The organism is Microbacterium sp. C23T (assembly GCF_053345975.1).
The window spans coordinates 49,014-72,050 of sequence record NZ_JBKFBD010000019.1 but is presented as its reverse complement, the minus strand read 5'-3'; the positions used below and the strand labels follow the sequence as shown (position 1 = coordinate 72,050).

The following is a 23,037-nucleotide window of genomic DNA, read 5'->3' as shown; positions in this document are numbered from 1 at the left end:
CCCTTCTCGTTCAACAAGTCAACCGGCGTTGTGCAGGAGACTCTGCGGGCTGATCCTCCTGTGCAAGCCCGGTTGACCTGTCGCGGGGGGAGGCGGAGACGGCCTCGGGCGACGGATGCCTCGGCACAGAGTGTGCGGTCCGCGCGGTCGCGACCTTGGTCAGGCGGTGGGGTCGCGGAGGAGCTCGGCGAAGGCCGCTTCAGCGGCGCCGATGAGGAGGCGGTCCTCGGCGAGGGACGCGACGCGGATCTCGAGGTCCTCGGCGTTCGCCGACATCGCCTGCTCCTGCACCAGCGCTGTCAGCCCCGGAAGGTCGGGTGCGGCGACGGTCGCCAGGAACCCTCCGAGCACCACCACCGCCGGGTTCAGGGCGTTGACCGCGTTCGCCAGCGCCGTCGACAGGATGCGGCGCTGCCGGGCGACCTCCTCCGCGGCACCGGTGCCCGCTGCCGCGAGCGCGGCGGCGAGGGCGGGCTCGTCGGCCGCCTGGAGCCCGACCGCGGCGAGCAGCCGGGCGCGGCTCACCTCGTCCTCGAGCACGCCGTTGCCCGCCCGCCGGTCGGCCTCGGAAGCGATCCCGGGACGGTTCTGCCCGAACTCGCCGGTGTAGCCGCCGGCGCCGAGCAGCGGCATCCCGTGCACGATCACCCCGCCGCCGATGCCGCTCGCGCCGCCGTTGAGATACACGACGTCGTCGAAGCCGGCCGCCGCGCCGAAGAGGTGCTCGGCGATCGCGCCCAGCGTGGCGTCGTTGCCGACGGACGTCGGCAGGCCGGTGGCCTCGGCCACGAGGTCGCGCAGCGGTGCGTCGGTCCAGCGCAGGTGCGGCGCGTTGCGCACGAGTCCGTCGGCCGCGCGCACGAGGCCGGGCACGGCGAGTCCTACGCCGACGACGCGTGCGTCGGCCAGTTCGCCCTCGCGCCACCGCGCGACGTGCTCGGCGATGAGTCGCGCGGTCTCATCGGGCGTGAGCAGGTGATCGAGTTCGATGCGTTCGCGAAGGGGGATGCCGCGGTCGAGGCCCACCGCGGCGATCGTCAGCGCGTCGACCTCGGGGTTCACTGCGATCGCGACGACGCGCGCGTCGGCGGCGACGACGGGGGACGGCCGGCCGACGCGGCGGGACGGGTCGGGGGCGCGCTCGACGACGAGTCCTTCGCGCACGAGCTCGCCGACGAGATCGGCGATCGTGGAGCGGTTGAGGGCGGTGGCCTCGGTGAGCGTCGCGCGCGACAGCGGTCCTTCGAGATGGACCAGGCGCAGCAGCCGCGCGAGGTTGCGCTGGCGGACGCCTTCGGCCGGTGACGGATCGCTCATCCGTATCACTGTAGAGCCCGCGCCGTTGCTCGAACGTAATTTGTTGCTCTTGACCTCAAATCCGTTTGAACGTACTCTTGCCTCGTCCACATCACTTTCGACGTAGAAGTCGAAACTTTCGAGAGGTTCGAAGATGAACACACGCAGCAGGATGCGCGTCTTCGCCGGGGTCGCCGCAGCCGGCTTGGCCGTCGGCGTGCTCGCAGGCTGTGCCGGCGGCGGTGACGAAGGCGACAACGGCGACGGGGTCACCATCACGTGGTGGCACAACGCCACGTCGGGTCCGCTCCCCGCGGTCTGGGAGGAGGTCGCCGCCGAGTTCGAAGAGGCCCACCCGGGCGTCACCGTCGAGCAGACCGGATACCAGAACGAGGAGCTGCAGCGCACGCTGATCCCGAACGCGCTCGCCGCGGGCGACCCGCCGGACCTCTTCCAGGTGTGGCCGGGCGGCGAGCTGCGTGACCAGGTCGAGAACGGCTACCTCCAGCCGCTCGACGACGCGCTCGGTGACACGATCTCGAGCGTCGGCGCGACGGTCAATCCGTGGCAGGTCGACGGCAAGACGTACGGCATCCCGTTCACCTTCGGCATCGAGGGCTTCTGGTACAACACCGACCTGTTCGAGCAGGCAGGCGCCGAAGTCCCCACCACGTTCGACGAGCTCGTCGACACGGTCGGCGCGCTCCGCGACGCCGGCATCACGCCGATCGCCGTCGGTGCGGGCGACGCGTGGCCCGCCGCGCACTGGTGGTACCAGTTCGCGCTGAAGTCGTGCTCGCCCGAGGCACTCTCGGCCGCGGAGACCGACTTCGACTTCAGCGACGAGTGCTTCGTCGACGCGGGCACCCAGCTGCAGGAGTTCCTCGGCATCGAGCCGTTCCAGGACGGCTTCCTCGGCACGCCGGCACAGCAGGGCGCCGGCAGCTCGGCGGGCATGCTCGCCAACGGCCAGGCCGCCATGGAGCTCATGGGCCACTGGAACGCCGGCGTCATCGGCGGGCTCACGCCCGACCAGAAGGTGCCCGACTTCCTCGGCTGGTTCCCGGTCCCCGGCATCGCCGGCGCTGACGGCGACCCGACCGCCGCCCTCGGCGGCGGCGACGGCTTCGGCTGCTCGGCGGACGCCCCGCCGGAGTGCGCGGAGCTGCTCGAGTACATCATGAGCGAGGACGTACAGAAGAAGTTCGCGGCCAGCGGCTCGGGCATCCCGACCGTCGCAGCGGCGCAGGGCTCCCTCGAGGACCCGAACCTCAAGATGGTCGCAGAAGGCCTGTCGCAGGCATCCTTCGTCCAGCTCTGGCTCGACACCGCCTTCGGCACCACGGTCGGCAACGCCATGAACGAGGGCATCGTCAACCTCTTCGCCGGCACCGGCACCCCCGAAGAGATCGTCCAGAAGATGCAGGACGCGGCGGCGACCCTGTAGATCATGGCGACCCTCACCACCCCCGGGCCCGCGGTCACCGCGGGCCCGGGCCCCACTCCTGTGCGCGCCCCGCGGCGCGGCTCGACGCGCAAGCGCCTCGAGATCCTCCTGTTCGTCTCGCCCGCGCTCATCCTGTTCGTGGGCTTCGTGATCCTGCCCGTGCTCCTCGCGGCGGTCTACAGCTTCTTCAACCTCCCGCCCGCGTTCCAGTGGGAGAACCTCGCCGACTCCGGCCGGTTCGTCGGCTTCGACAACTACGTGCGGGCCCTCACCAGCCCAGAGTTCCAGAAGGCGATCGGCAACACCTTCTTCATCCTCGTGATGTCGTTGCTCGTCCAGGGCCCGATCGCGATCGCGGTGGCGCTCCTGCTCAATCGCCCGCTCCGTGGGCGCGGCGTCTTCCGCCTCCTCATCTTCGTGCCGTACGTGCTCGCCGAAGTCATCGCCGGCCTCGCGTTCAAGCTGATCCTCCAGCCCAACGGCGCGGTCAACGCGACGCTCGAGGCGGTCGGCCTGGGCGCCTTCACCCAGAATTGGCTGGCCGACCCCGCCATCGCGCTCTGGACGATCTTCTTCGTGCTGACGTGGAAGTACATCGGCTTCGCGATCCTGCTGTTCCTCGCGGGCCTGCAGGGCATCCCCGAGGAGCTCGCCGAGGCGGCGCAGATCGACGGTGCGAGCTGGTGGCAGATCCAGCGTCACATCACGATCCCGATGCTCGGACCCACGATCCGCATCTGGGCGTTCCTGTCGATCATCGGCTCGCTGCAGGTCTTCGACATGGTGTGGGTCACGGTCGCCCCCGCCGTCCGGCGCATCGCCACCGAGACGATGGCGACCTACATGGTGCAGCAGGGCCAGTTCGCAGGGCAGCCCGGCTACGGCAGCGCGATCGCCGTGATCCTCTTCGTCATCTCGCTCGTCATCGCCCTCATCTACCAGCGCTTCGCGCTGCGGCGCGACCTCAAGGGCGCCCTCACGAATGGAGCCCGCTGACATGTCGGCCACCACCACCCTGGTCACGGGTTCGCCCCGTGCCGCCGAACCGGCCGGACGCCGCTTCGACTGGGGCCAGCCGTTCGTCTACCTCGTCGCGCTCGTCGTCGCCGCGGTCGCCGTCGGACCCGTGCTCTACGTCTTCCTCGGCGGGTTCCGCACCACCGCCGACCTCAACGCGAACCCCGCGGGCCTGCCCGACCCGTTCACCGTGCAGAACTGGATCACCGTGCTCGGCTCGCCGCGGTTCTGGGGCAACCTGTTCGCGAGCACGGTCCTCGCCGTCGCCACGACGGCGGGTGTCGTGATCGCGGGCATCATGGCCGCGTTCGTGCTCGCCCGCTACGACTTCAAAGGACGCGAGGGGCTCTACACCCTGTTCGCCGCCGGGCTGATGTTCCCGCTGACGGTGGCCGCCCTGCCGCTCACGCTGCTGCTGCGCACGCTGGGCCTGCACGGCACGTACCTCGGCGTGATCATCCCCGGCATCGCGTTCGCGCTGCCGACGACGATCATCATCCTGGTGCCGTTCCTGCGTGCGATCCCCGACGAGCTCGAAGAAGCCGCCATGATCGACGGCGCCAGCCGCCTCGGGTTCTTCTGGCGGATCCTGCTGCCGCTGGCCAAGCCCGGCCTCATCACGGTCGGCATCCTGGCGTTCGTCGCGAGCTGGAACGGCTACCTCCTGCCGCTGCTCGTGATCTCGACCGGCACGCTTCCGCAGGAGCTGTGGCCGCTGCCGCTCGGGGTGACCCAGTTCTCGACGCAGTACTCGCAGGACACCGGCGCTGTGCTGGCCTACACGTCGCTCGCGATGATCCCCGCCCTCGTGTTCTTCCTCCTCGCGGAGAAGCGCATCGTCGGCGGGCTCACCGGGGCGGTGAAGGGATGACGATGGAAGAGCAGACTCTGGATGCTGCGACCCTGAGCCGCTGGAACGACCCGGTGCTGCCGGTCGACGAGCGCGTCGAGGCCCTCATCGCCGAGATGACCGTGGCGGAGAAGGTCGCGCAGCTGTACGGAGTGTGGGTCGGGGCATCCGCCGACGGAGAAGACGTCGCGCCGCACCAGCACGACATGTCGGACGACATCGACCTCGACGACCTGCTGCCCTCGGGGCTCGGCCAGCTCACGCGCCCGTTCGGCACGGCTCCGGTCGACCCGGCGACCGGTGCGCTCGCGCTCCAGCGCGCCCAGCAGCGCATCGCCGGCGCGAACCGGTTCGGGATCCCCGCCCTCGCGCACGAGGAGTGCCTCGCCGGCTTCGCGACGTGGGGCGCCACCGCCTACCCGGTGCCGCTCAGCTGGGGTGCGACGTTCGACCCCGACATCGTGCGCGAGATGGGCGCGCGGATCGGCGCCGACATGCGCTCGGTGGGCGTGCACCAGGGGCTGGCGCCCGTGCTCGACGTCGTGCGCGACGCGCGCTGGGGTCGCGTGGAAGAGACGATCGGCGAGGACCCGTACCTCGTGGGCACCGTCGCGACCGCGTACATCCAGGGCGTCGAGAGCGCCGGAGTCGTCGCCACGCTCAAGCACTTCGTCGGCTACTCGGCGTCGAAGGGCGGACGCAACCTCGCGCCCGTCTCGGTCGGCCCGCGCGAGCTCGCCGACGTGCTGCTCCCGCCGTTCGAGATGGCGATCCGCGAGAGCGGCGTGCGCTCGGTCATGAACTCTTACACAGACCTCGACGGCGTGCCCACAGCGGCCGACGCCTTTCTGCTCACGGATCTCCTCCGCGACGAATGGGGCTTCGAGGGCACGGTGGTCGCGGACTACTTCTCGATCGCCTTCCTCAAGGACCTGCACGGCGTGGCCGACGGATGGACGGATGCTGCCGCCCGAGCCCTCTCCGCCGGCATCGACGTCGAGCTGCCCACGGTGAAGACCTTCGGCGCCGACCTCGTGCGCGCCGTCGAGGCGGGCGAGGTGGACGGCGCGATCGTGGACCGCGCCCTGCGGCGCGTGCTGCGGCAGAAGGCCGAGCTCGGCCTGCTCGACGCCGACTGGTCGCCCGTGCCCACGGCGCTCGCCGGGCTCGAGACCGCGTCGCTCGAGGCGGTGCGCGGCTCCGTCGACCTCGACCCGACCGCCAACCGCGGGCTCGCGCGTCGTATCGCCGAGGAGGCGATCGTGCTGCTGCGCAACGACGGGGTGCTGCCACTCGCGGCGCCGCGCCGCGTCGCGGTGATCGGGCCGGTCGCCGACGATCCCTACGCCGTGCTCGGGTGCTATTCGTTCCCGTCGCACGTCGGCGTGCGGCATCCGGAACTGCCCATCGGCATCTCGCTGCCCACGCTGCGGGAGGCGCTCGCCGCGGAGTTCGCCTCCGCCGAGATCGTCCACGCCGCGGGGACGACGATCGACGGAGGCGAGACGGGCGGATTCGCCGAGGCGCTCGCCGCCGCGGCCGGCGCCGACGTCGTCGTGCTCGCGCTCGGCGATCGCGCGGGACTGTTCGGCCGCGGCACGAGCGGCGAGGGGTGCGACGCCGCGGACCTCACCCTGCCCGGCGCGCAGCAGGCTCTGCTCGACGCCGTGCTCGACACCGGTGTTCCCACGGTCGTGACGCTCCTCGCCGGTCGCCCGTATGCGCTCGGCACGGCTCCCGAGCGGGCCGCGGCGATCGTGCAGAGCTTCTTCGCGGGCGAGGAGGGCACCGGCGCGATCGCCGGCGTGCTGAGCGGACGGGTGAATCCGAGCGGGCGCCTGCCCGTCAGCATCCCGCGGGATCCGGGTGCGCAGCCCTCGACGTACCTGGCATCGAAGCTCGCGCGCCGCAACGACGTGTCGAACATCGATCCCACCGCGGCGTATCCCTTCGGACACGGTCTCGGGTACGCGCCGTCGGTGTGGGCGGATGCTGCCGCCTCGGCGACCGAGATGTCGGCGTCGGGCTCGGTCACGGTCTCGATCCACGTCGGCAACGCCGGCCACCGCGACGGCGTCGAGGTGGTGCAGCTCTACCTCCACGACCCGGTCGCCTCCGTCGTACGTCCTGTCCGACGGCTCATCGCGTACGCGCGGGTGCCGCTCGCGGCCGGCGAGAGGGCGCGGGTGTCGTTCGACGTGCCCGCCGACCTCGCCGCGTTCACGGGGCGAGATGGCCGGCGCGTCGTCGAGCCCGGTGACCTCGTCCTCGCGTTCGGTCGATCGAGTGGAGAGATCGTCGCGACGCGCACGGTCCGGGTCGTGGGCGAGCCACGCCACCTCGATCACACCCGGCGGCTCCACGCGGGCGTGTCGGTGACCCGAGACGAGTGATCCGGCGCGGCCGGGTGTCCGCCGCCCCCATCGGGCGCCCTGCCGTGCTGTCAGGCCGCGTCGGCGGGGGAGATCGAACGGATCGCCGCTGCGAAGTCGAGCGTCTGCGTCACTTCGACGGCGCGGTCATACCGCGTACCGGACAGCACCACGAAGACGGCACCCACCACGTCGACGAAGCCGACCGTCGAGCCGTTCGCCCGCACCTCGTACCGGTCGAGGTCGATGCGGTCCCAGCGGACGGCGGAGTCCTCGGGCGCAGCCGGTTCGGGCCGGCGGGGCGGCAACTCTTTGAGCGACGGCAGGACGCGGGCGCGCAGGGCGTGCCTCACAGGTGAGGTGGGGCGTTCGAGCACCATTGCGGAGCCTCCTGTCGTCGTGGGAACGATCCTGGTCCCACCGTGATTTCGACGCAGGGGGCTTGACCTTCGAGGGAAGCGCCACTAAGTGGTCTCCGGCCCCGTCGTCGCGCCCGGCTGTGCCACCACCATTTCTACACTCGGTGTGTTAAGTCCGTGTCACGGGCTGTTGAACTTCCGGTTCACGCAGCCCTCCCGGCCGTGGTCGCGATGTCGATGACCGACGGGGTCGCGCGCGTCTCCTGCTCGGCGAAGGCGCGCCGAACCGACCGCGCCCAACCGGACGATCCCTCTGGGATGCGAGATGTCGCCGCCCGACCCCGGACGGGCGGCGCGGCGCCGGGGCGCAGCATCCGTTCCCCGTCGGTCAGGCGGCGAACGGGGCCGTGCTGCCGCGTACCACCAGGTGCGTGGCGAGGTCCATGCGCAGGGTCTCGGGGGTCGCACCCTCGGCGAGGCGCAGCGCGAGGCGCGTCGCCTCCTCGCCCATGCGGCGAAGCGGCTGGTGGACGGTGGTGAGCTGCGGGCTCATCCAGCGCGACAGCGCGATGTCGTCGTAGCCGACGACCGAGAGGTCGTCGGGCACGCGCAGTCCGGCCGCGGACCCGGCGGCGATCACGCCGAGCGCCTGCAGGTCGCTGCCGGCGAAGATCGCGGTGGGCGGGTCGTCGAGGGCGAGCAGCTCGCGTCCCGCGGCCTCGCCCCCGCCGGGATGGAAGTCGCCGAAGCGGATCAGGTTCGCGTCGATCGGCAGGCCCGCCGCGTTCATCGCCGAGCGGTAGCCGTCGACGCGCGCGAGCGAGCACATCATGTCCTCAGGGCCGGTGATCGCGGCGATCCGGCGGTGGCCCAGCTCGATGAGGTGGCGCGTGGCCATGAGCCCGCCCGACCAGTTGGCCGAGCCGACCGAGGGGACGTCGGGAGAGGGGTCGCCGGCCGGGTCGACGATGACGAACGGGATGCCCTGCGCCCGCAGCTTGTCGCGGAACCGCTCCGCGATGTCGGAGAACACGAGGATCACGCCGATCGGCCGGCGGCGCAGCACGCCGTCGATCCAGTCGGCGCCGGGGGTGTGACGGTCGCCGCTCACCGTGAGCACGACCGAGAGCCCCGCGTCGTGGGCGACGTCCTCCACGCCCTCGATGACCTCCATCGACCAGCTCGCCTCCAACTCGTGGAAGACGAGCTCGACGAACTCGCTGCGCTGCTTGCCCGACCGGCGGGTGTACCCATGACGGGCGAGCTCGGTCTCGAGCCGTGCGCGCGTGCCGGGGGCGACGTCGGTGCGCCCGTTGAGCACCTTCGACACGGTGGCGAGCGAGACGCCCGCCTCGGCGGCGATGGTGGCGAGCGTGATCCGTGGCCCCTCCGTCATGCGTCGATGCTAACGCCGAAACTATCGGGATCCGCGCTGGACCCCGCATCGTTTCTGGTATAGGTTGTCGGCAGCAACATTTACCGCGAAGGAGCGTCATGCCCACCCCCACCCGCGCCGACAAGTTCTCGTTCGGTCTCTGGACCATCGGCTACAACGGCACCGACCCCTTCGGCGGACCGACCCGCAACCACCTCGACGTGGTGCACGCCGTCGAGAAGCTCGCCGAGCTCGGCGCGTACGGCCTCACCTTCCACGACGACGACCTGTTCGCGTTCGGATCGACGGATGCCGAGCGCCAGACGCAGATCGACCGCCTCAAGGGTGCGCTCGCCGACACCGGCCTCATCGTGCCGATGGTCACCACCAACCTGTTCTCGGCCCCCGTCTTCAAGGACGGCGGCTTCACGTCGAACGACCGCGACGTGCGTCGCTTCGCGCTGCGCAAGGTGTTCCGTCAGCTCGACCTCGGCGCCGAGCTCGGCGCCAAGACGTTCGTCATGTGGGGCGGCCGCGAGGGCGCCGAGTACGACTCCGCCAAGGACATCCGCGCCGCGCTCGAGCGCTACCGCGAGGCCGTCAACCTCCTCGGCGACTACGTCACCGACAAGGGCTACGACATCCGCTTCGCCATCGAGCCGAAGCCCAACGAGCCCCGCGGCGACATCCTGCTGCCCACGCTCGGGCACGCGATCGCGTTCATCGACTCGCTCGAGCGCCCCGAGCTCGTGGGCCTCAACCCCGAGGTCGGCCACGAGCAGATGGCAGGCCTCAACTTCGCCGCCGGCATCGCGCAGGCGCTGTTCCACGGCAAGCTCTTCCACATCGACCTCAACGGCCAGCGCGGCATCAAGTACGACCAGGACCTCGTGTTCGGCCACGGCGACCTGCACAACGCGTTCGCGCTCGTCGACCTGCTCGAGAACGGCGGCCCCGGCGGCGTGCCCGCCTACGACGGCCCGCGCCACTTCGACTACAAGCCCTCGCGCACCGAGGACGAGACGGGCGTCTGGGACTCGGCCGCCGCGAACATGCGCACCTACCTGCTGCTCAAGGAGCGCGCCGCGGCCTTCCGCGCCGACCCCGAGGTGCAGGAGGCGCTCGCCGCCGCGAAGGTCGACGAGCTGTCGGTTCCGACGCTCAACCCGGGTGAGACGTACGACGACTTCCTCGCGGACCGCTCGGCCTACGAGGACTTCGACGCGAACGCGTACCTCGGCGGCAAGGGCTTCGGCTTCGTCCGCCTGCAGCAGCTCGCGACTGAGCACCTGCTCGGCGCCCGCGGCTGACCCATCCCACTCACCGAACCAGGGGATTCTCGTCGAGACCCGGGGCACAGTCCCCGGTCTCGCGTGGAATCCCCTGTTTCGGCGGAACACAGCGTGAAGGAGCGCACATGAGCCTCGTGATGGGGATCGATTCGTCGACCCAGTCCTGCAAGGTCGTGATCGTGGATGCTGCGACCCTGGCGGTCGTCCGGCAGGGCCGTGCATCGCACCCGGACGGCACCTCGGTCGACCCCGAGGCCTGGTGGAGCGCACTGCAGGAGGCGATCGCCGACGCGGGAGGGATCGACGACGTCGAGGCCTGGGCGATCGGCGGGCAGCAGCACGGCATGGTGGCGCTCGACGCCGAGGGGCGGGTCGTCCGCGACGCGCTGCTGTGGAACGACACCCGCTCGGCGCAGGCCGCGGCCGACCTCACGGCGGAGTTCGGCGCCGAGGAGCTCGCGCGGCGCACGGGCCTCGTGCCCGTGGCATCCTTCACGATCACGAAGCTCCGGTGGCTGCGCGACCACGAGCCCGACAACGCCGCGCGCGTCGCGGCCGTCGCCCTGCCGCACGACTGGCTGACCTGGCGGCTGCGCGGGTTCGGGCCCGAGGGCGAGTCGCCGCGCGGGCCCGAGCTCGACGAGCTCGTCACCGACCGCTCCGACGCCTCGGGCACGGGTTACTGGAACCCCGCCACGGGCGGCTACGACCACGAGCTGCTCATCGCCGCCCTCGGCCACGACGCCGCGCTGCCGCGCGTGCTCGGACCGGACGAATGGGTGACGGATGCCGCGGACCGCCGTGTCGGCGGCGGCGCCGGCGACAACGCGGGCGCGGCCCTCGGGCTCGGTGCCGGTCCCGGCGACGTCGTCGTGTCGATCGGAACCAGCGGAACCGTCTTCGCGGTGAGCGAGGAGCGCACGATCGACCCCACCGGCACGGTCGCGGGGTTCGCCGACTGCACAGGCCGATTCCTGCCGCTCGTCGCGACGCTCAACGCCGCGCGCGTGCTCGACGCCGTCGGACGCGTGCTCGGCGTCGACCACGCCGAGCTGTCGCGGCTGGCTCTCTCCGCCGACCCGGGCGCCGCGGGCCTGACGCTGGTGCCCTACTTCGAGGGCGAGCGGACGCCCAACCTTCCCGACGCCACGGCCTCGCTCACCGGCATGACGCTCGCGTCGACGACGCGCGAGAATCTCGCTCGCGCGGCGGTGGAGGGCATGCTCTCGGGGCTCGCTGCCGGGCTCGGAGCCCTCCGCGGCCTCGGCGTGCCGCTCGAGCGCGCGCTGCTCGTCGGAGGCGGCGCGCAGTCCGCGGCCGTGCGCGAGATCGCGCCGCTCGTGCTCGGCCTGCCGGTCGACGTGCCCGAGCCGGGGGAGTACGTGGCGCTCGGCGCCGCGCGGCAGGCAGCATCCGTCCTCACCACCTGAGCACGGCAGCCTGCGGGCCGAATCATGCAGGCCGCCTCGGCGGAAATGGGTAGAACTGCCGATGTATCGCGGGTGGCAGCATCCGTATCTTCCCTATATGGATGCTGCGACGCTCGCCGGGACGGTCTCGACCGTGCTGTTCGCCGCGGCGAACCTGCCGATGGTGGTGAAGGCCGTGCGCTCCGGCGACCTGCGCTCGTACAGCCTCAGCGCGCTCGTGATGGGCAACGTCGGCAATGCCGTCTACACCGTCTATGTGCTGAGTCTGCCGTTCGGGCCGATCTGGATCCTGCACGGCTTCTACCTCACGACCATGGCGATCATGCTCGTGCTCTACGGGGTCTCTGCGCACGGGCATCGGGGTCGCGCGGCGACGACCGGACACGGGGCGATGACGGCGGTAGCATTCGGGCATGGCGGACACGGTCGCCGTGCTCGAACGGGCGCGGGCGGCATACCGGTCCGGTGACTGGGAGACGGCGCGGGAGGCGTTCGAGGGGGCCCGCCGCGACGCCGCGGCCACCGGTGCCGACCTGCGCGCGCTCGCGTCGTGCGAGTGGTGGCTCGGGCGGCAGGATGCCTGCCTCGAGCGCCTCGAGTCGGCCTTCCGCGTGCTCTCCGACGAGGGCGACGCCATGGGCGCGGCCGAAGCGGCGCTCGTCGTCGCGCTCGTACGCCTGATACGCGCCGAGATCACCGTCGGCACGGCGTGGGCGCGGCGCGCGCGGAGGATCCTCACCGACCTGCCCGACGGTCGCGGGCACGCCTACGAGGTGTACCTCACGGCGAGCATGGACCTCGACGGCACCGGCGTGCTGTGGCCGGCCGAGAGCGTGTCGCGCATGCGCGAGCTGGCCGACGCGCTGCGCCAGCCCGCGGTGTCGGCGTTGAGCGCGGTCATGGCCGGGATGCACGCGATCCGGGCGGGACGCACGGCCGAGGGGTTCGCGCTGCTCGACGAGGCCATGCTCTGCGTCGTGTCGGACGAACTCGAGGCGGAGTGGGCAGGCGACGTGCTGTGCACCACCATCCACGTTTGCCATGAGCTCGCGGACTTCCGCCGCATGGCCGACTGGACCCGCGCGACCGAGGCCTGGTGCGCAGCACGCGGCGCGCACGTCCTCTACGCCGGCGTCTGCCGCGTGCACCGACTCGAGCTCCAGTCCGCGAGTGGGGAATGGGATGCTGCGGAAGCGGCGCTCGAGCGCGCGTGCGAGGACCTCGGATCCGATCACCCGTGGATCGCCGGCGAGGGCTGGAATCAGCTCGGCGAGATCCGGCGCCTCCGCGGCGATGCCTCTGGAGCGCGCGACGCCTACCGCCGTGCGAGCGAGGCCGGGGTCGACCCGGTGCCGGGCGAGGCGCTGCTGGTGCTCGCGGACGGCGACACAGAGCGCGCGGCCGCGATGATCGCCGCCGCCCTAGAGCAGCGCGATCGGATGGGCCGCGCGCGTCTGCTGCGTCCGGGGATCGAGATCGCTCTCGCGGACGGGCGGCCGCGGGAGGCCGAGCACCTGCTCGACGAGCTCGAGGACGACGCCCGCGCCTTCGGCAGCGACGGATTCCACGCGTGGGCGGCCCACGGGCGCGGGATGGTCCTGATCCACACCGGCGACGCCGCGGGCGCCGTCGGCCGGCTGCACGCCGCCCTCGACCTCTTCCGGCGCTTGGGGCAGCCCTGGGAGCAGGCGAACGTGCTGTGCTGGCTCGCCACCGCCCAGGAGCTCCGTGGAGAGCCGGCGCTGGCCGCGCAGTTGCGGGAACAGGCCGGCGTGATCTTCGAGCGCCTCGGCGCGCCGCCGGTCGTCGTGCGATCCGCGGCTGCCGAGGACGGCGGCCCGCTGACCGCGAGGGAGCGCGAGATCGTCGAGCTCGTCGCGCAGGGCAGGGCCAACCGGCAGATCGCCGACGAGCTCTTCATCAGCGAGAAGACCGTGAGCCGGCACCTGGCGAACATCTACGTGAAGCTCGACGTCGGCTCGCGCACCGCCGCCGCCGCATGGTGGCGCGAGCACGCGGGGAAGCACAGCCGGTGACCGAGGTCGGCGCCGAGCGCGGCCCTGCATCGAATGGTGCAGACGCACACGGCGGACTTGCGCGGTTCTGCCGACGCGGCGCCTCCCTCACGCTCCGTAGTGTCGGGGCCAGACATCAGACGGAGCACTCATGAAGGAGGACAAGATGTCCACGACGACCACTGAGCCCGAGGCGAAGACCGAGGCCGAGGCCACGGCGGCCTTCGCCGACCGGATGATGGAAGCCACGCTCGGCTGGATGGACCTCATGGCCGTCCACCTCGGCTCGCAGCTCGGTTGGTACGCCGAGCTGTCGCGGGCCGACGGGCTCACCGCCGACGAACTCGCCGAGCGCACGCACGCCGACGCGCGGTACGCGCGCGAGTGGCTCGAGCAGCAGTCTGCGAGCGGCATCCTGCGCGCCGACGAGGACGCCGATCCCGCCGCTGGGCGGTTCCGCCTCGCGCCGGGTGTCGCCGAGGTGCTGCTCGACCGGGGGAGTCTTTCGTACCTCGAACCGCTCGCCCGCATGGCGGCGGCCTCGGGGACCCAGATCGACGCCCTCCTCGACGCCTACCGCACCGGCGGCGGCGTCAGCTGGGAGCAGCTCGGCCGGCACGCCCGCGAGGCGCAGGCCGACATGAACCGGCCGTGGTTCGACGATCTGCCCGATCTCTTCGCGGGGATCGATCGGCTCGATGCCGTGCTCCGGCGCCCTGATGCCCGCATCGCCGACCTGGGCTTCGGCGGCGGCTGGTCCTCGATCGCCCTGGCGAGGGCGTACCCGCAGCTGCGCGTGGTCGGCCTCGACATCGACGAGGCCTCCGTCGAGGCGGCCCGCCAGAACGCCGCGGGAGCCGGGGTCGCCGACCGCGTCGAGTTCCTGCTGTGCGACGCGGCGCTCGTCGCCGAGTACGGCCCGTTCGACGCCGTCTTCGCGTTCGAGTGCCTGCACGACATGCCGCATCCCGTGGAGGTGCTTTCGGCGGCACGCGGCGCAGTGAGCGACGACGGCATGGTCGTCATCATGGATGAGGCCACCGAGGAACGCTTCGCCGCGAACGCGAGCGACCTCGAACGACTGCTCTACGGCTTCAGCCTCTTCGTCTGTCTGCCGGACGGACGCTCGCACACACCGAGCGCGGGCACCGGCACGGTGATGCGCCCCTCGACCCTCCGCGGCTACGCGCGTTCGGCAGGGTGGTCCGACGTCGAGGTACTGGTCCCCGAGTTCGGCCTCTGGCGCTTCTACGAGATCGTCTGACCGTCGCGGCCCCGTCGCGGGCTCGTCGCCGCGGGGCTTCCGGGATCCGCATCCCGCGGCCTTCCCCACCGCGGTCGGTCCTGAGAACGGTCGGGGCCATGGGACACAATGGGCGCATGGCCGACGCCGACGAACAGCTCGACGCGATCGCAGCCGAGCTCTACGCCCTCCCGCCGGCGGAGTTCACGGCCGCCCGCAACGCGCGTGCGGGGCTCGCGGCACCGGCGCTGGCCAGGCAGCTCAAGGCGCTGCGCAAGCCCACGGTTTCGGCGTGGGCCGTCAACCTGCTCGCACGCGACGGGCAGCTCGCCGACGCGGTCGAGCTGTCGGCCGCCCTCCGCGAGGCGCAGGACGACCTCGACGCCGCCGAGCTGGCACGCCTCGGCCGCCAACGGCGTCAGCTGGTGGCCGCCCTCGCGAAGCAGGCGGTCGGGCTCGCCGAAGAGGCGGGGGGCACCCTCAGCACGGCCGCGCGCGACGACGTCGAGAAGACCATCAACGCGGCGGTGATGGATGCCTCGGCCGCGGCCGCCGTCCTGACGGCCCGGCTCGTCAAGCCGCTGGAGGCGGGCGACATCGAGCCGGCCGCGCTCGCCGACGCCGTGGGCGGGTCGCTCCCCGGAGCCGTCGCCGCGCCCCCGCGCGACGACCTCGCCGAGCGCCGCGCGCGCAAGGCGGCGGAGAAGGCGGCGCGCGAGGCCGAGCGCCTCGCGAACGAGGCGGAGCGCGAGCTCGCCCGCGTCGACGTGCGCCGCGCGAAGGCGCAGGAGCGGGTCGACCACGTGCGGGAGCGCATCGACGACCTCCGTCGTGACCTCGCCGCCCTCGAAGGTGACGAGCGGGCGGCCGTGGAGAAGCTCGACGCGGTCGAGGACGAACGGTCGGTTGCGGCGGCGAAGGCCCGCGACGCCGCGCAGGCGAACGAGCGTGCCCAGCGCGCCCTCGACGACGCCTGACCCTCCTGCCGCGCCGCAGGCGCAGCATCCAGTCCTCACAGGACTCTCGTAGAACCGCCGCCTAGCGTGAACGGCATGGCGACTCCTGCACCTCTGGTGCCCGCGACGGCGTCCGACGAGGGTGAGATCACGGTCTCCCCGAGCGAGCTCCGGGAGCTCCGGGACGAGCTGCAGCGCTTCATGATGGAGTACCGGTTCGGCCTGCAGGAGGTCGAGACGAAGATCGGCATCCTGCGCGACGAGTTCCTGCTGACCCACGACTACAACCCGATCGAGCACGTCTCGAGCCGCGTGAAGTCGCCCGACAGCCTCGTCGAGAAGGTGCAGCGCAAGGGCATCGACGGGGACTTCGCCTCGATCCGCCGGAGCATCACCGACATCGCGGGCATCCGCATCACGTGCAGCTTCACGGCCGACGTGTACCGCCTCTTCGACCTGCTGACCGCGCAGGACGACGTGCGGGTCCTGCAGGTCAAGGACTACATCGCGTCGCCGAAGTCAAACGGCTACAAGAGCCTGCACGCGATCCTCGAGGTGCCGGTGTTCCTATCGACCGGGCGCATCGAGGTGCCCGTCGAGGTGCAGTTCCGCACCATCGCGATGGACTTCTGGGCGAGCCTCGAGCACAAGATCTACTACAAGTACGCGACGCGCGTGCCCGACGAGCTGCTCGAGAGCCTCAAGGACGCCGCCGAGACCGCGGCCGAGCTCGACGCCCGCATGGAGCGCCTGCACCGGCAGATCCGAGGCGGCGGCGCGGGCCAGACCGCACCCGTGGCTGTGCGCGAGATCATGGCCCCGCTCGCTCCCGCCGAGTCGTCGACGGATGCTGCGCCCCGCCCCGGCGACGACTCCGAGGTCCGTGCCGTCTGACGTGGGGCGGGTCCGACGGGAGAGCGCGGTCAGACCTCCAGGATCGTCGCGGCTCCCGCGAGATACTCGGCGGGCTCGCGGGGTCCGAACACCGCCGTGTGCGCGATGTAGCCCTGCGCCAATGCCGCGATCGAGCGGGCGAGATCTTCGGCTCGCGCCTCGGCGGCGGCATCGGAGTCGGTTCGTCCACGAACCCACGGCGTGATCGCGGTCGCGAGCGACGAACGCAGCTGTGCGACGGTGCGCAGCATCGATTCGTGGAGGTCGGAGTCGACCATCGCCTCCGCCCAGAACTGCAGGATGAGTCCGGGGGAGAGACCGACCTCGCCGATCACCGTGAGCATCCGCTGCAGCACGTCGCGGGGTGAGATCACGACACCGCGCGCCCCGGTCGCCTCGAGGGCGTCGATCCGAGGCAGGAGGAACCTGCCGGCGACATAGCGTGCCAGTTCCGCCTTGTTCGAAAAGTGGGAGTAGATCGCACCCGTCGACAGACCCGACTCCTCGACGATGTCGGCGATCGACGTGTCGCGTACGCCCTTGCGCTCGAGGCAGCGCACGGCGGCACGGGCGATCTCGTCGCGGCGGGCTTCGCGGTACTCCTTCGTCACCTTGGGCATGGAAAGAGAATAGCCGTTCTGTTATTCTTACAAACAGAACAGACATTCTCTTTAAGGAGGCCGCGATGTCACTCCATCGCGAAAACCCGGACGCACCCGTGCGTCCCACCCGCTGGATCGTCGCGGCGGGGTTCGGCATCATCGGCTCGCTGATCGTCGCCGTCATCGTGATGGCGTTCGTGTGGCCCGCCGCCACGTCGCAGCCGCAGAACCTGCCGGTCGGCATCTCCGGCCCCGAAGCCGCCGTCACCGCCGTCGAAGACAAGCTCGCCGAGCAGGACCCCGCGCCGTTCGATCTCCACGAGGTCGACTCGCGCGACGACGCCGTGTCGCAGATCGAATCGCGGGAGCTCTACGGCGCGATCCTCCTCGGCGACGAGCCCGAGGTGCTCATCGCGACGGCGGCGAGCCCGGCCGCCGCACAGGCCCTGCGCGCCGTCGCGACCCAGCTGCAGTCGCAGATCGACACCGCCGCCAAGACCGCGCTCACCGATCAGCTCACTGCGATCGTCGGCGCGCTGAAGTCCGGGCAGATGCCCCAGCTCCCCGAGGGGGCGGCCGGCGGTGCGCCTGAGATCCCGACCGTCACGGTCAGCGACATCGTGCCGCTCGCCGACGGCGACAGCACGGGCGCGGGGCTCGCGGCATCCGTGTTCCCGATGGTGCTGGGCGGCATGCTCGGCGGCATCCTGCTGACGCTCCTCGTGCAGGGCGTGGTGCGCCGACTGGTCGGGCTCGTCGTCTTCGGCATCGCCGCCGGCGCGCTGATCGCCCTCGTGATGCAGACGTGGTTCGGCATCCTCACCGGTGACTGGCTGCTCAACGCCGCCGTGCTCGGCCTCGGCGTGAGCGCGACGTCGGCGCTCATCATCGGGCTCGCGGCGCTGATGGGCCCTCCCGGCATCGCGGTCGGTGCCGTCATCACCATGTTCATCGCCAACCCGATCGCCGGTGCCGCCCTGCCGCCGCAATTCCTGCCGGAGCCCTGGGGTGCGATCGGCCAGTTCTTCGTGCCGGGTGCGTCGGCGAATCTGCTGCGATCGGTGATGTACTTCCCGGATGCCTCCACCTGGGCGCAGTGGACGATCCTGGGCGCGTGGCTGGTCGGCGGCGTGGTCCTCGCGCTCATCGGCCACCAGCGCACCCGGGCCGAACTGACGCCTCCGGCGCGTCAACTCGACCCCGCGCCTGATCGCGAGGCCGCGCTGGCCTGACCGGGCCGAGGAACCGCGAAAGGGTGGGTTCGAGCGCGCTGCACCGCGCGGAAATCCGCCCTTCTGCGATTCGGAGCGCCGCGCGCTCGACGCGGGACGCGATACGGTCGCAGCAATGGGGATCTCGACGCGCCGCGCGCGCCGGCAGCGATTCGTCTTCGCCTTCGTGGCGGCGACGCTCGCCGTCGTGGGCGGAGTCGTCGCGGCCGAGGAGGTCCGGCTCGTCGGTGACGCGCTCGAGCGCCCCGGAATCGACGCGTTCTACGCCCAGCCCGACGACGCCGCCGACGGCGACCCGGGCTCGCTCGTGAAGGTCGATGCGCTCCTCGGCGCTCCGCTCGCCGCGCGGGCGTGGCGGATCATGTATCGCACCACCGACGTGCACGGCGATGCGGCGGTCGCAACCGGCGTGCTCGTCGCGCCCCTGACGCCGGCGCCGTCGTCGGGGCGCACCGTCGTGTCGTGGGGGCATCCCACGACCGGGGCGGCCCGGGACTGCGCGCCGTCGTACGGCTTCGACCCGTTCGTCGGCATCGAGGGGCTGAGGTTCCTGCTCGACCGCGGGTACGCGGTCGTCGCGACCGACTACGTCGGCATGGGCACGGCCGGTGTCGACTCGTACCTCGTCGGCGTCACCGGCGGCAACGCCGTGCTCGACGCCGTGCGGGCCGCCCGTGCCGTCCCGGACGCCCGCGCGAGCGAGCGGGTCGTGCTGTGGGGCCACTCGCAGGGTGGTCAGGCGGTGCTCTTCGCCGCTCAGCAGGCGGCCGACTACGCGCCCGAGCTCGACATCCAGGCCGTCGCCGCCGCGGCGCCGGCGGCAGACCTGCCGGGCCTCATGAGCGCACACCTCGACGACATCTCGGGGGTCACGATCGGGTCCTACGCCTTCACGGCCTACGCGGACGTCTACCCCGAAGCATCCCTCGACGCCATCCTCACGCCGGCCGCGCAGGAGATCGTGCCGCGCATGAACCAGCTGTGCCTGCTCACCAACATCCCGAAGCTCCACGAGATCGGCCAGCCGCTCGTGGGCGACTTCACCACGAGCGATCCCACGAAGACCGAACCGTGGGCGAGCCTGCTGGAAGCGAACTCGGCGGGGGCGACCGCGTTCGACGCTCCGCTGTTCCTGGCCCAGGGGCTCGCGGACGAGCTCGTCGTGCCGTCGGACACGACGGAGTTCGCGCAGCACGAGGTGGACCTCGGCATGGACGTGACGTACCACGAGATCCCGTTCGCGACCCATGGGACGGTGGCCTATCTGGCACTGCCGGCGATGCTCCGCTGGCTCGACGGGGTCTCGGCGGGGTGACCTAGCTGGCTAGTCTGTTCGCGTGGACGGTATGACACCCTCGACGCTCCTGCTGATCCCGCTGATGGCCGTGCTCGCGCCCCTGCTCGCGCGCGGGATCGGCCATTGGGTGCGGGTTCCGGTGGTGGTGTTCGAGCTGTTGCTCGGCATCCTGATCGGCCCGGCGGTGCTGGGATGGACGGGGCCCAACGCCTTCGTCGACACACTCGCGAACTTCGGCCTGGCGATGCTGTTCTTCGTCGCCGGCACCGAGATCGAGTTCGGGTCGTTCCGCGGGCGGCTCGGCGTGCGCGCGTCGCTCGGCTGGCTCATCAGCCTCGCAGCCGGCGTCGCGGCGGGATGGCTGCTCGCCCCCGGCGAGGCCGCCATCGTGATCGGCGTGGCGCTGTGCTCGACGGCGCTCGGCACCCTCCTGCCGATCCTGCGGGATGCCGGCGAGCTCCCCACCCCGTTCGGCAAGGCGGTCGCGGCGATCGGCGCCGTCGGCGAGTTCGGGCCCCTCATCGCGATCTCGATCTTCCTCGGCGGACGCGAGCCGGGTCTGTCGACGATCGTGCTCGCACTCTTCGCCGTGTTCGCCGGCCTCGCTCTCTGGCTCGCCTTCCGCGTGCCCCGCGGCGCCATGCACTCGTTCGTCAACTCCACGCTGCACACGTCGGGGCAGTTCGCGATCCGCGTCGTGTTCGTGATCCTCGCCGCGCTCGTCGCGCTGAGCGTCATCCTCGACCTCGACATGCTGCTCGGCGCCTTCACCGCCGGCATCATCTGGCGCCTGCTGATGCGCGACGCTTCCGAGCACGACCGCCACGCCGTCGAGAGCAAGATCGAGGGCGTCGCGTTCGGGTTCCTCGTGCCCATCTTCTTCGTGTACACCGGCATCACATTCGACCTGCAGGGGCTGCTCGACGACCCGGCCCTCTTCTGGCTGGTGCCGCTGGTGCTCGTCGCGCTGTTCGTGGTCCGCGGTCTGCCGTCGACGCTCGCGGCGCCGGCAGGATCCACACGCCGTGAGCGGCTGTCCGTCGCCCTGCTCGGGGCGACGGGGCTTCCGATCATCGTCGCCGTGACCCAGATCGGCGTCGACGAGAAGATCCTCGACACGACGCAGCAGACCGTGCTCGTCGCGGGCGGCATGCTGTCGGTGCTGCTCTTCCCGCTGGTGGGCATGGCGCTGCGCGGCGAGAGGCTGAAGGCCAGCCCCTCACTCCTGGACGACATGGCGTGACCGCCCTCGACCTGCTCGACGCCGCGCGCTCGCGGCTCGCCGATGCGCCCAGGGAGGCGCTCGGCGAACTGATCGTGCCCAAGCGTTTCCTAGGGGTGGCACGCGCTCCCCGCATCGAACGGCGCGGGGAGGCTTGGCACCTGGGAGTGCTGCTCCTCACCGACGATGCGGTCTTCGCGACCGGCGACATCCTCCGCGCGCGCCACGAGGCCCGGCGCGGCTACACCGCCGAGTCCCAGCGGCAGCGCGCCGAGCTCGCCGCCGCCGCACGTCGCGGCGGTTTCGCGGAGGGCGAGACCGTGCACATCGGATGGCGGATGCTGCAGCCCGGCGCGGTCGACAGGGGCGAGGCATCCGCCCCGCTCTTCTCCTCCGACGGCGTGCCCGGCGTGCGGTGGAGCACCGCCGGAGGGCTCATGCCGCTCGAGACGTATCTCTCGGAGCGGGTCGCCCTGCTGCTCGATCCGCCGGGCGGCGCATGAGAGCGCTCGATATCCGCCGTGGGACGGGATGTCAAGAGCCCTCGTGGCGGGGTGACGCGCGCCCTACCGTGTGAGCATGACCGCCAAGGACCTCGCCCGGCAGATCATCGTCATCAGCGCGTTCTGCTTCATGATCGTGGCCGCCATGGTCGGAACCGGCCTGTTCGGCGGCACGCCGGTGCAGGCGCTGCAGGACGGCGCGCTCGACCAGGACGGCTCGTACCTCGCGCCGGCGCGACCGGCGTTCTCGATCTGGACTGCGATCTACGTCGGCCTGTTCGCCTACACGGTGTGGCAGGCGCTGCCGAGACAGCGCGCCAGCGAGCGGCAGCGGGCGCTCGGGTACCTCATCGCCGGCACGATGGCGCTCAACGGGCTGTGGCTCGTGACGGCGCAGTTCGGCTCGCTCGCGCTGACGGTGCTCGCGATCATCGTGCTGCTCGCGCTCCTGGGCGTCACGTTCAGCCGCACCGTGATCGAGCCCGCCGACGGCTGGGCCGATCGGCTGCTGGTCGACGGGGTCACGGGCCTCCACCTCGGCTGGGTGACGCTCGCCACCGTCGCGAACGTCGCGGCCTGGCTGACCTCGATCGGATCGCCCGAGTGGGAGGCCTCGGCGGACCTGTGGGGCGTGGTCGTCCTCATCGCCGTCGCCGTCATCGGACTCGGAATCGAGGTCGCGAGCCGCTGGCGCCTCGGGCCGGCGCTCGCGCTCGCGTGGGGGCTGATCTGGCTCGCGGTCGGCCGGCTCGAGGGCGAGCCGCACAGCACCGCGATCGGGGTGACGGCGATCGTCGTCGCCGCGCTGATCCTCGGCACGGCGCTCATCGGCACCGCGGCGCGCGAGCTGACCGCCGTCCGCAACGCCGAGGTGTGATCACGCGGGCGCGAAGCGGTCGGCGAACGCCCGCAGCAGACGCGTGGGCTCCGTGACGGATGCCGCGAGCACGCGTCCGGCGATCGCGTCGTAGTCCGCGGAATCGAAGTAGCCGTCGTCGCGGTACACCGCCATGCGCTCTGTGAACGCCTTCGTGGTCGGCTCGGGGTGGAACTGGGTCGCGTAGAGCCGGTCGCCCACGCGGTACGCCTGGACGGGGCATCCGTCGTTCCTCGCCAGGAGGACCGCGCCCTGCGGCAGGCTCTCGGTCCCCTCCTTGTGGGCGGTGAGCGCCGTGAAGCGATTCGCGAGGGCGCCGAACAGCGGGTCGGCCGACGCCTGCTTCGTGAGCGCCACCGCCACGGGGCCGGTGTCCTCGGGGAAGGCACGGCTCACCGTGCCGCCGAGCGTGCGGGTCGCGATGCCGATGCCGTAGCAGGTGAACAGCGCCGCCGGACCGTCGCCGGCCGCGGTGCGTTCGGCGATGCGCGCGAGACCCGCCTCGAGGCGCCGCTGTGCGTCGGTCTTGGTCGACTCAGGGTCGGTGACGTTGAACGGACTGCCGCCGACGAGGAAGCCGGAGTAGCGCTCGAAGGCGTCGTCGGGAAGCGGATCGCGCACCAGGTCGTGGTGGGCGAGGCGGCTCTCGTCGAGGTGCATCGCGCTGCGGAAGGACTCGTATTCGGCGGCCGCCGCACCCAGCTGCGGGCGCACGCAGACATAGAGCAGCGGCGCGGTCGTCATGCAGGAAGTCTAGG

Annotated in this window: 21 protein-coding genes; 16 read left to right on the top strand and 5 right to left on the bottom strand. The window is 71.7% G+C overall.

The window, feature by feature from the left end:
- Nucleotides 1–159: 159 nt before the first annotated feature.
- A complete protein-coding gene (locus ACLBXX_RS12300) occupies nucleotides 160–1,317 on the bottom strand; it encodes an ROK family transcriptional regulator (RefSeq protein ID WP_447658248.1) in 1,158 nt (385 codons plus the stop codon).
- A 133-nt stretch (nucleotides 1,318–1,450) separates the two neighbouring features.
- Between ACLBXX_RS12300 and ACLBXX_RS12295 the strand changes: the two genes are divergently transcribed.
- From ACLBXX_RS12295 to ACLBXX_RS12280, 4 genes are read left to right on the top strand one after another with little or no spacing between them, the layout of a single operon-like run.
- Nucleotides 1,451–2,743, top strand: coding sequence for an ABC transporter substrate-binding protein (locus tag ACLBXX_RS12295; RefSeq protein ID WP_447658247.1), 1,293 nt, complete (start codon nucleotides 1,451–1,453; stop codon nucleotides 2,741–2,743).
- A gap of 3 nt (nucleotides 2,744–2,746) precedes the next feature.
- A complete protein-coding gene (locus tag ACLBXX_RS12290; protein ID WP_447658246.1) occupies nucleotides 2,747–3,739 on the top strand; it encodes a carbohydrate ABC transporter permease in 993 nt (330 codons plus the stop codon).
- A gap of 1 nt (nucleotide 3,740) precedes the next feature.
- Nucleotides 3,741–4,631, top strand: coding sequence for a carbohydrate ABC transporter permease (locus tag ACLBXX_RS12285; RefSeq protein ID WP_387144979.1), 891 nt, complete (start codon nucleotides 3,741–3,743; stop codon nucleotides 4,629–4,631).
- Between the two features lie 2 nt (nucleotides 4,632–4,633).
- Nucleotides 4,634–7,003 carry a beta-xylosidase/alpha-l-arabinosidase gene (locus ACLBXX_RS12280; protein WP_447658245.1) on the top strand — a complete coding sequence of 790 codons (2,370 nt, stop codon included), beginning with the start codon at nucleotides 4,634–4,636 and terminating at the stop codon, nucleotides 7,001–7,003.
- Between the two features lie 50 nt (nucleotides 7,004–7,053).
- Here the strand turns inward: ACLBXX_RS12280 and ACLBXX_RS12275 are convergent, their stop codons facing one another.
- Both ACLBXX_RS12275 and ACLBXX_RS12270 read right to left on the bottom strand, forming a co-directional pair.
- Nucleotides 7,054–7,362, bottom strand: coding sequence for a hypothetical protein (locus ACLBXX_RS12275; protein ID WP_447658244.1), 309 nt, complete (start codon nucleotides 7,360–7,362; stop codon nucleotides 7,054–7,056).
- Between the two features lie 367 nt (nucleotides 7,363–7,729).
- Nucleotides 7,730–8,737 carry a LacI family DNA-binding transcriptional regulator gene (locus ACLBXX_RS12270; protein ID WP_387144970.1) on the bottom strand — a complete coding sequence of 336 codons (1,008 nt, stop codon included), beginning with the start codon at nucleotides 8,735–8,737 and terminating at the stop codon, nucleotides 7,730–7,732.
- Nucleotides 8,738–8,835: 98 nt separating this feature from the next.
- Here ACLBXX_RS12270 and xylA point away from each other — a divergent pair, with 98 nt between their 5' ends.
- The 7 genes from xylA to ACLBXX_RS12235 all read left to right on the top strand — a co-directional run bounded on the left by xylA (nucleotide 8,836) and on the right by ACLBXX_RS12235 (nucleotide 16,546).
- Nucleotides 8,836–10,026 (top strand): xylose isomerase, encoded by a 1,191-nt coding sequence (gene xylA, locus ACLBXX_RS12265; protein ID WP_447658243.1) that lies wholly within the window; start codon nucleotides 8,836–8,838, stop codon nucleotides 10,024–10,026.
- A gap of 107 nt (nucleotides 10,027–10,133) precedes the next feature.
- Nucleotides 10,134–11,438, top strand: coding sequence for a xylulokinase (xylB, locus tag ACLBXX_RS12260; protein WP_447658242.1), 1,305 nt, complete (start codon nucleotides 10,134–10,136; stop codon nucleotides 11,436–11,438).
- Between the two features lie 61 nt (nucleotides 11,439–11,499).
- Nucleotides 11,500–11,907, top strand: coding sequence for a hypothetical protein (locus tag ACLBXX_RS12255; RefSeq protein ID WP_447658241.1), 408 nt, complete (start codon nucleotides 11,500–11,502; stop codon nucleotides 11,905–11,907).
- Nucleotides 11,852–13,474 carry a LuxR C-terminal-related transcriptional regulator gene (locus ACLBXX_RS12250; protein WP_447658240.1) on the top strand — a complete coding sequence of 541 codons (1,623 nt, stop codon included), beginning with the start codon at nucleotides 11,852–11,854 and terminating at the stop codon, nucleotides 13,472–13,474. Before ACLBXX_RS12255 ends, ACLBXX_RS12250 begins: the two co-directional genes overlap by 56 nt.
- Before the next feature lie 145 nt (nucleotides 13,475–13,619).
- Nucleotides 13,620–14,717, top strand: coding sequence for an SAM-dependent methyltransferase (locus tag ACLBXX_RS12245; RefSeq protein ID WP_447658239.1), 1,098 nt, complete (start codon nucleotides 13,620–13,622; stop codon nucleotides 14,715–14,717).
- A 116-nt stretch (nucleotides 14,718–14,833) separates the two neighbouring features.
- On the top strand, nucleotides 14,834–15,673 hold the full coding sequence (locus ACLBXX_RS12240) for a transposase (protein ID WP_447658238.1): 840 nt from the start codon (nucleotides 14,834–14,836) through the stop codon (nucleotides 15,671–15,673).
- Nucleotides 15,674–15,748: 75 nt separating this feature from the next.
- Nucleotides 15,749–16,546, top strand: coding sequence for a GTP pyrophosphokinase (locus ACLBXX_RS12235; protein WP_447658237.1), 798 nt, complete (start codon nucleotides 15,749–15,751; stop codon nucleotides 16,544–16,546).
- A 29-nt stretch (nucleotides 16,547–16,575) separates the two neighbouring features.
- Here the strand turns inward: ACLBXX_RS12235 and ACLBXX_RS12230 are convergent, their stop codons facing one another.
- A complete protein-coding gene (locus tag ACLBXX_RS12230) occupies nucleotides 16,576–17,166 on the bottom strand; it encodes a TetR/AcrR family transcriptional regulator (protein WP_447658236.1) in 591 nt (196 codons plus the stop codon).
- A gap of 65 nt (nucleotides 17,167–17,231) precedes the next feature.
- Here ACLBXX_RS12230 and ACLBXX_RS12225 point away from each other — a divergent pair, with 65 nt between their 5' ends.
- The 5 genes from ACLBXX_RS12225 (at nucleotide 17,232) to ACLBXX_RS12205 (ending at nucleotide 22,279) form a co-directional block, all read left to right on the top strand.
- The gene (locus tag ACLBXX_RS12225; RefSeq protein WP_447658235.1) at nucleotides 17,232–18,380 is read left to right on the top strand and encodes a hypothetical protein; all 1,149 of its coding nucleotides are present in this window, start codon (nucleotides 17,232–17,234) and stop codon (nucleotides 18,378–18,380) included.
- 115 nt (nucleotides 18,381–18,495) lie between these two features.
- A complete protein-coding gene (locus ACLBXX_RS12220) occupies nucleotides 18,496–19,695 on the top strand; it encodes a lipase family protein (RefSeq protein WP_447658234.1) in 1,200 nt (399 codons plus the stop codon).
- A gap of 31 nt (nucleotides 19,696–19,726) precedes the next feature.
- Entirely contained in the window at nucleotides 19,727–20,920 is a 1,194-nt protein-coding gene (locus ACLBXX_RS12215) for a cation:proton antiporter (protein WP_447658269.1), read from the top strand.
- The gene (locus tag ACLBXX_RS12210; RefSeq protein ID WP_447658233.1) at nucleotides 20,917–21,402 is read left to right on the top strand and encodes a glutaminase; all 486 of its coding nucleotides are present in this window, start codon (nucleotides 20,917–20,919) and stop codon (nucleotides 21,400–21,402) included. The genes ACLBXX_RS12215 and ACLBXX_RS12210 overlap by 4 nt, the downstream gene beginning before the upstream one ends.
- Before the next feature lie 76 nt (nucleotides 21,403–21,478).
- A complete protein-coding gene (locus ACLBXX_RS12205) occupies nucleotides 21,479–22,279 on the top strand; it encodes a tryptophan-rich sensory protein (protein WP_447658232.1) in 801 nt (266 codons plus the stop codon).
- Here ACLBXX_RS12205 and ACLBXX_RS12200 read toward each other — a convergent pair whose 3' ends face one another.
- Entirely contained in the window at nucleotides 22,280–23,023 is a 744-nt protein-coding gene (locus tag ACLBXX_RS12200; RefSeq protein ID WP_447658231.1) for a glutamine amidotransferase-related protein, read from the bottom strand.
- Nucleotides 23,024–23,037 lie beyond the last annotated feature (14 nt).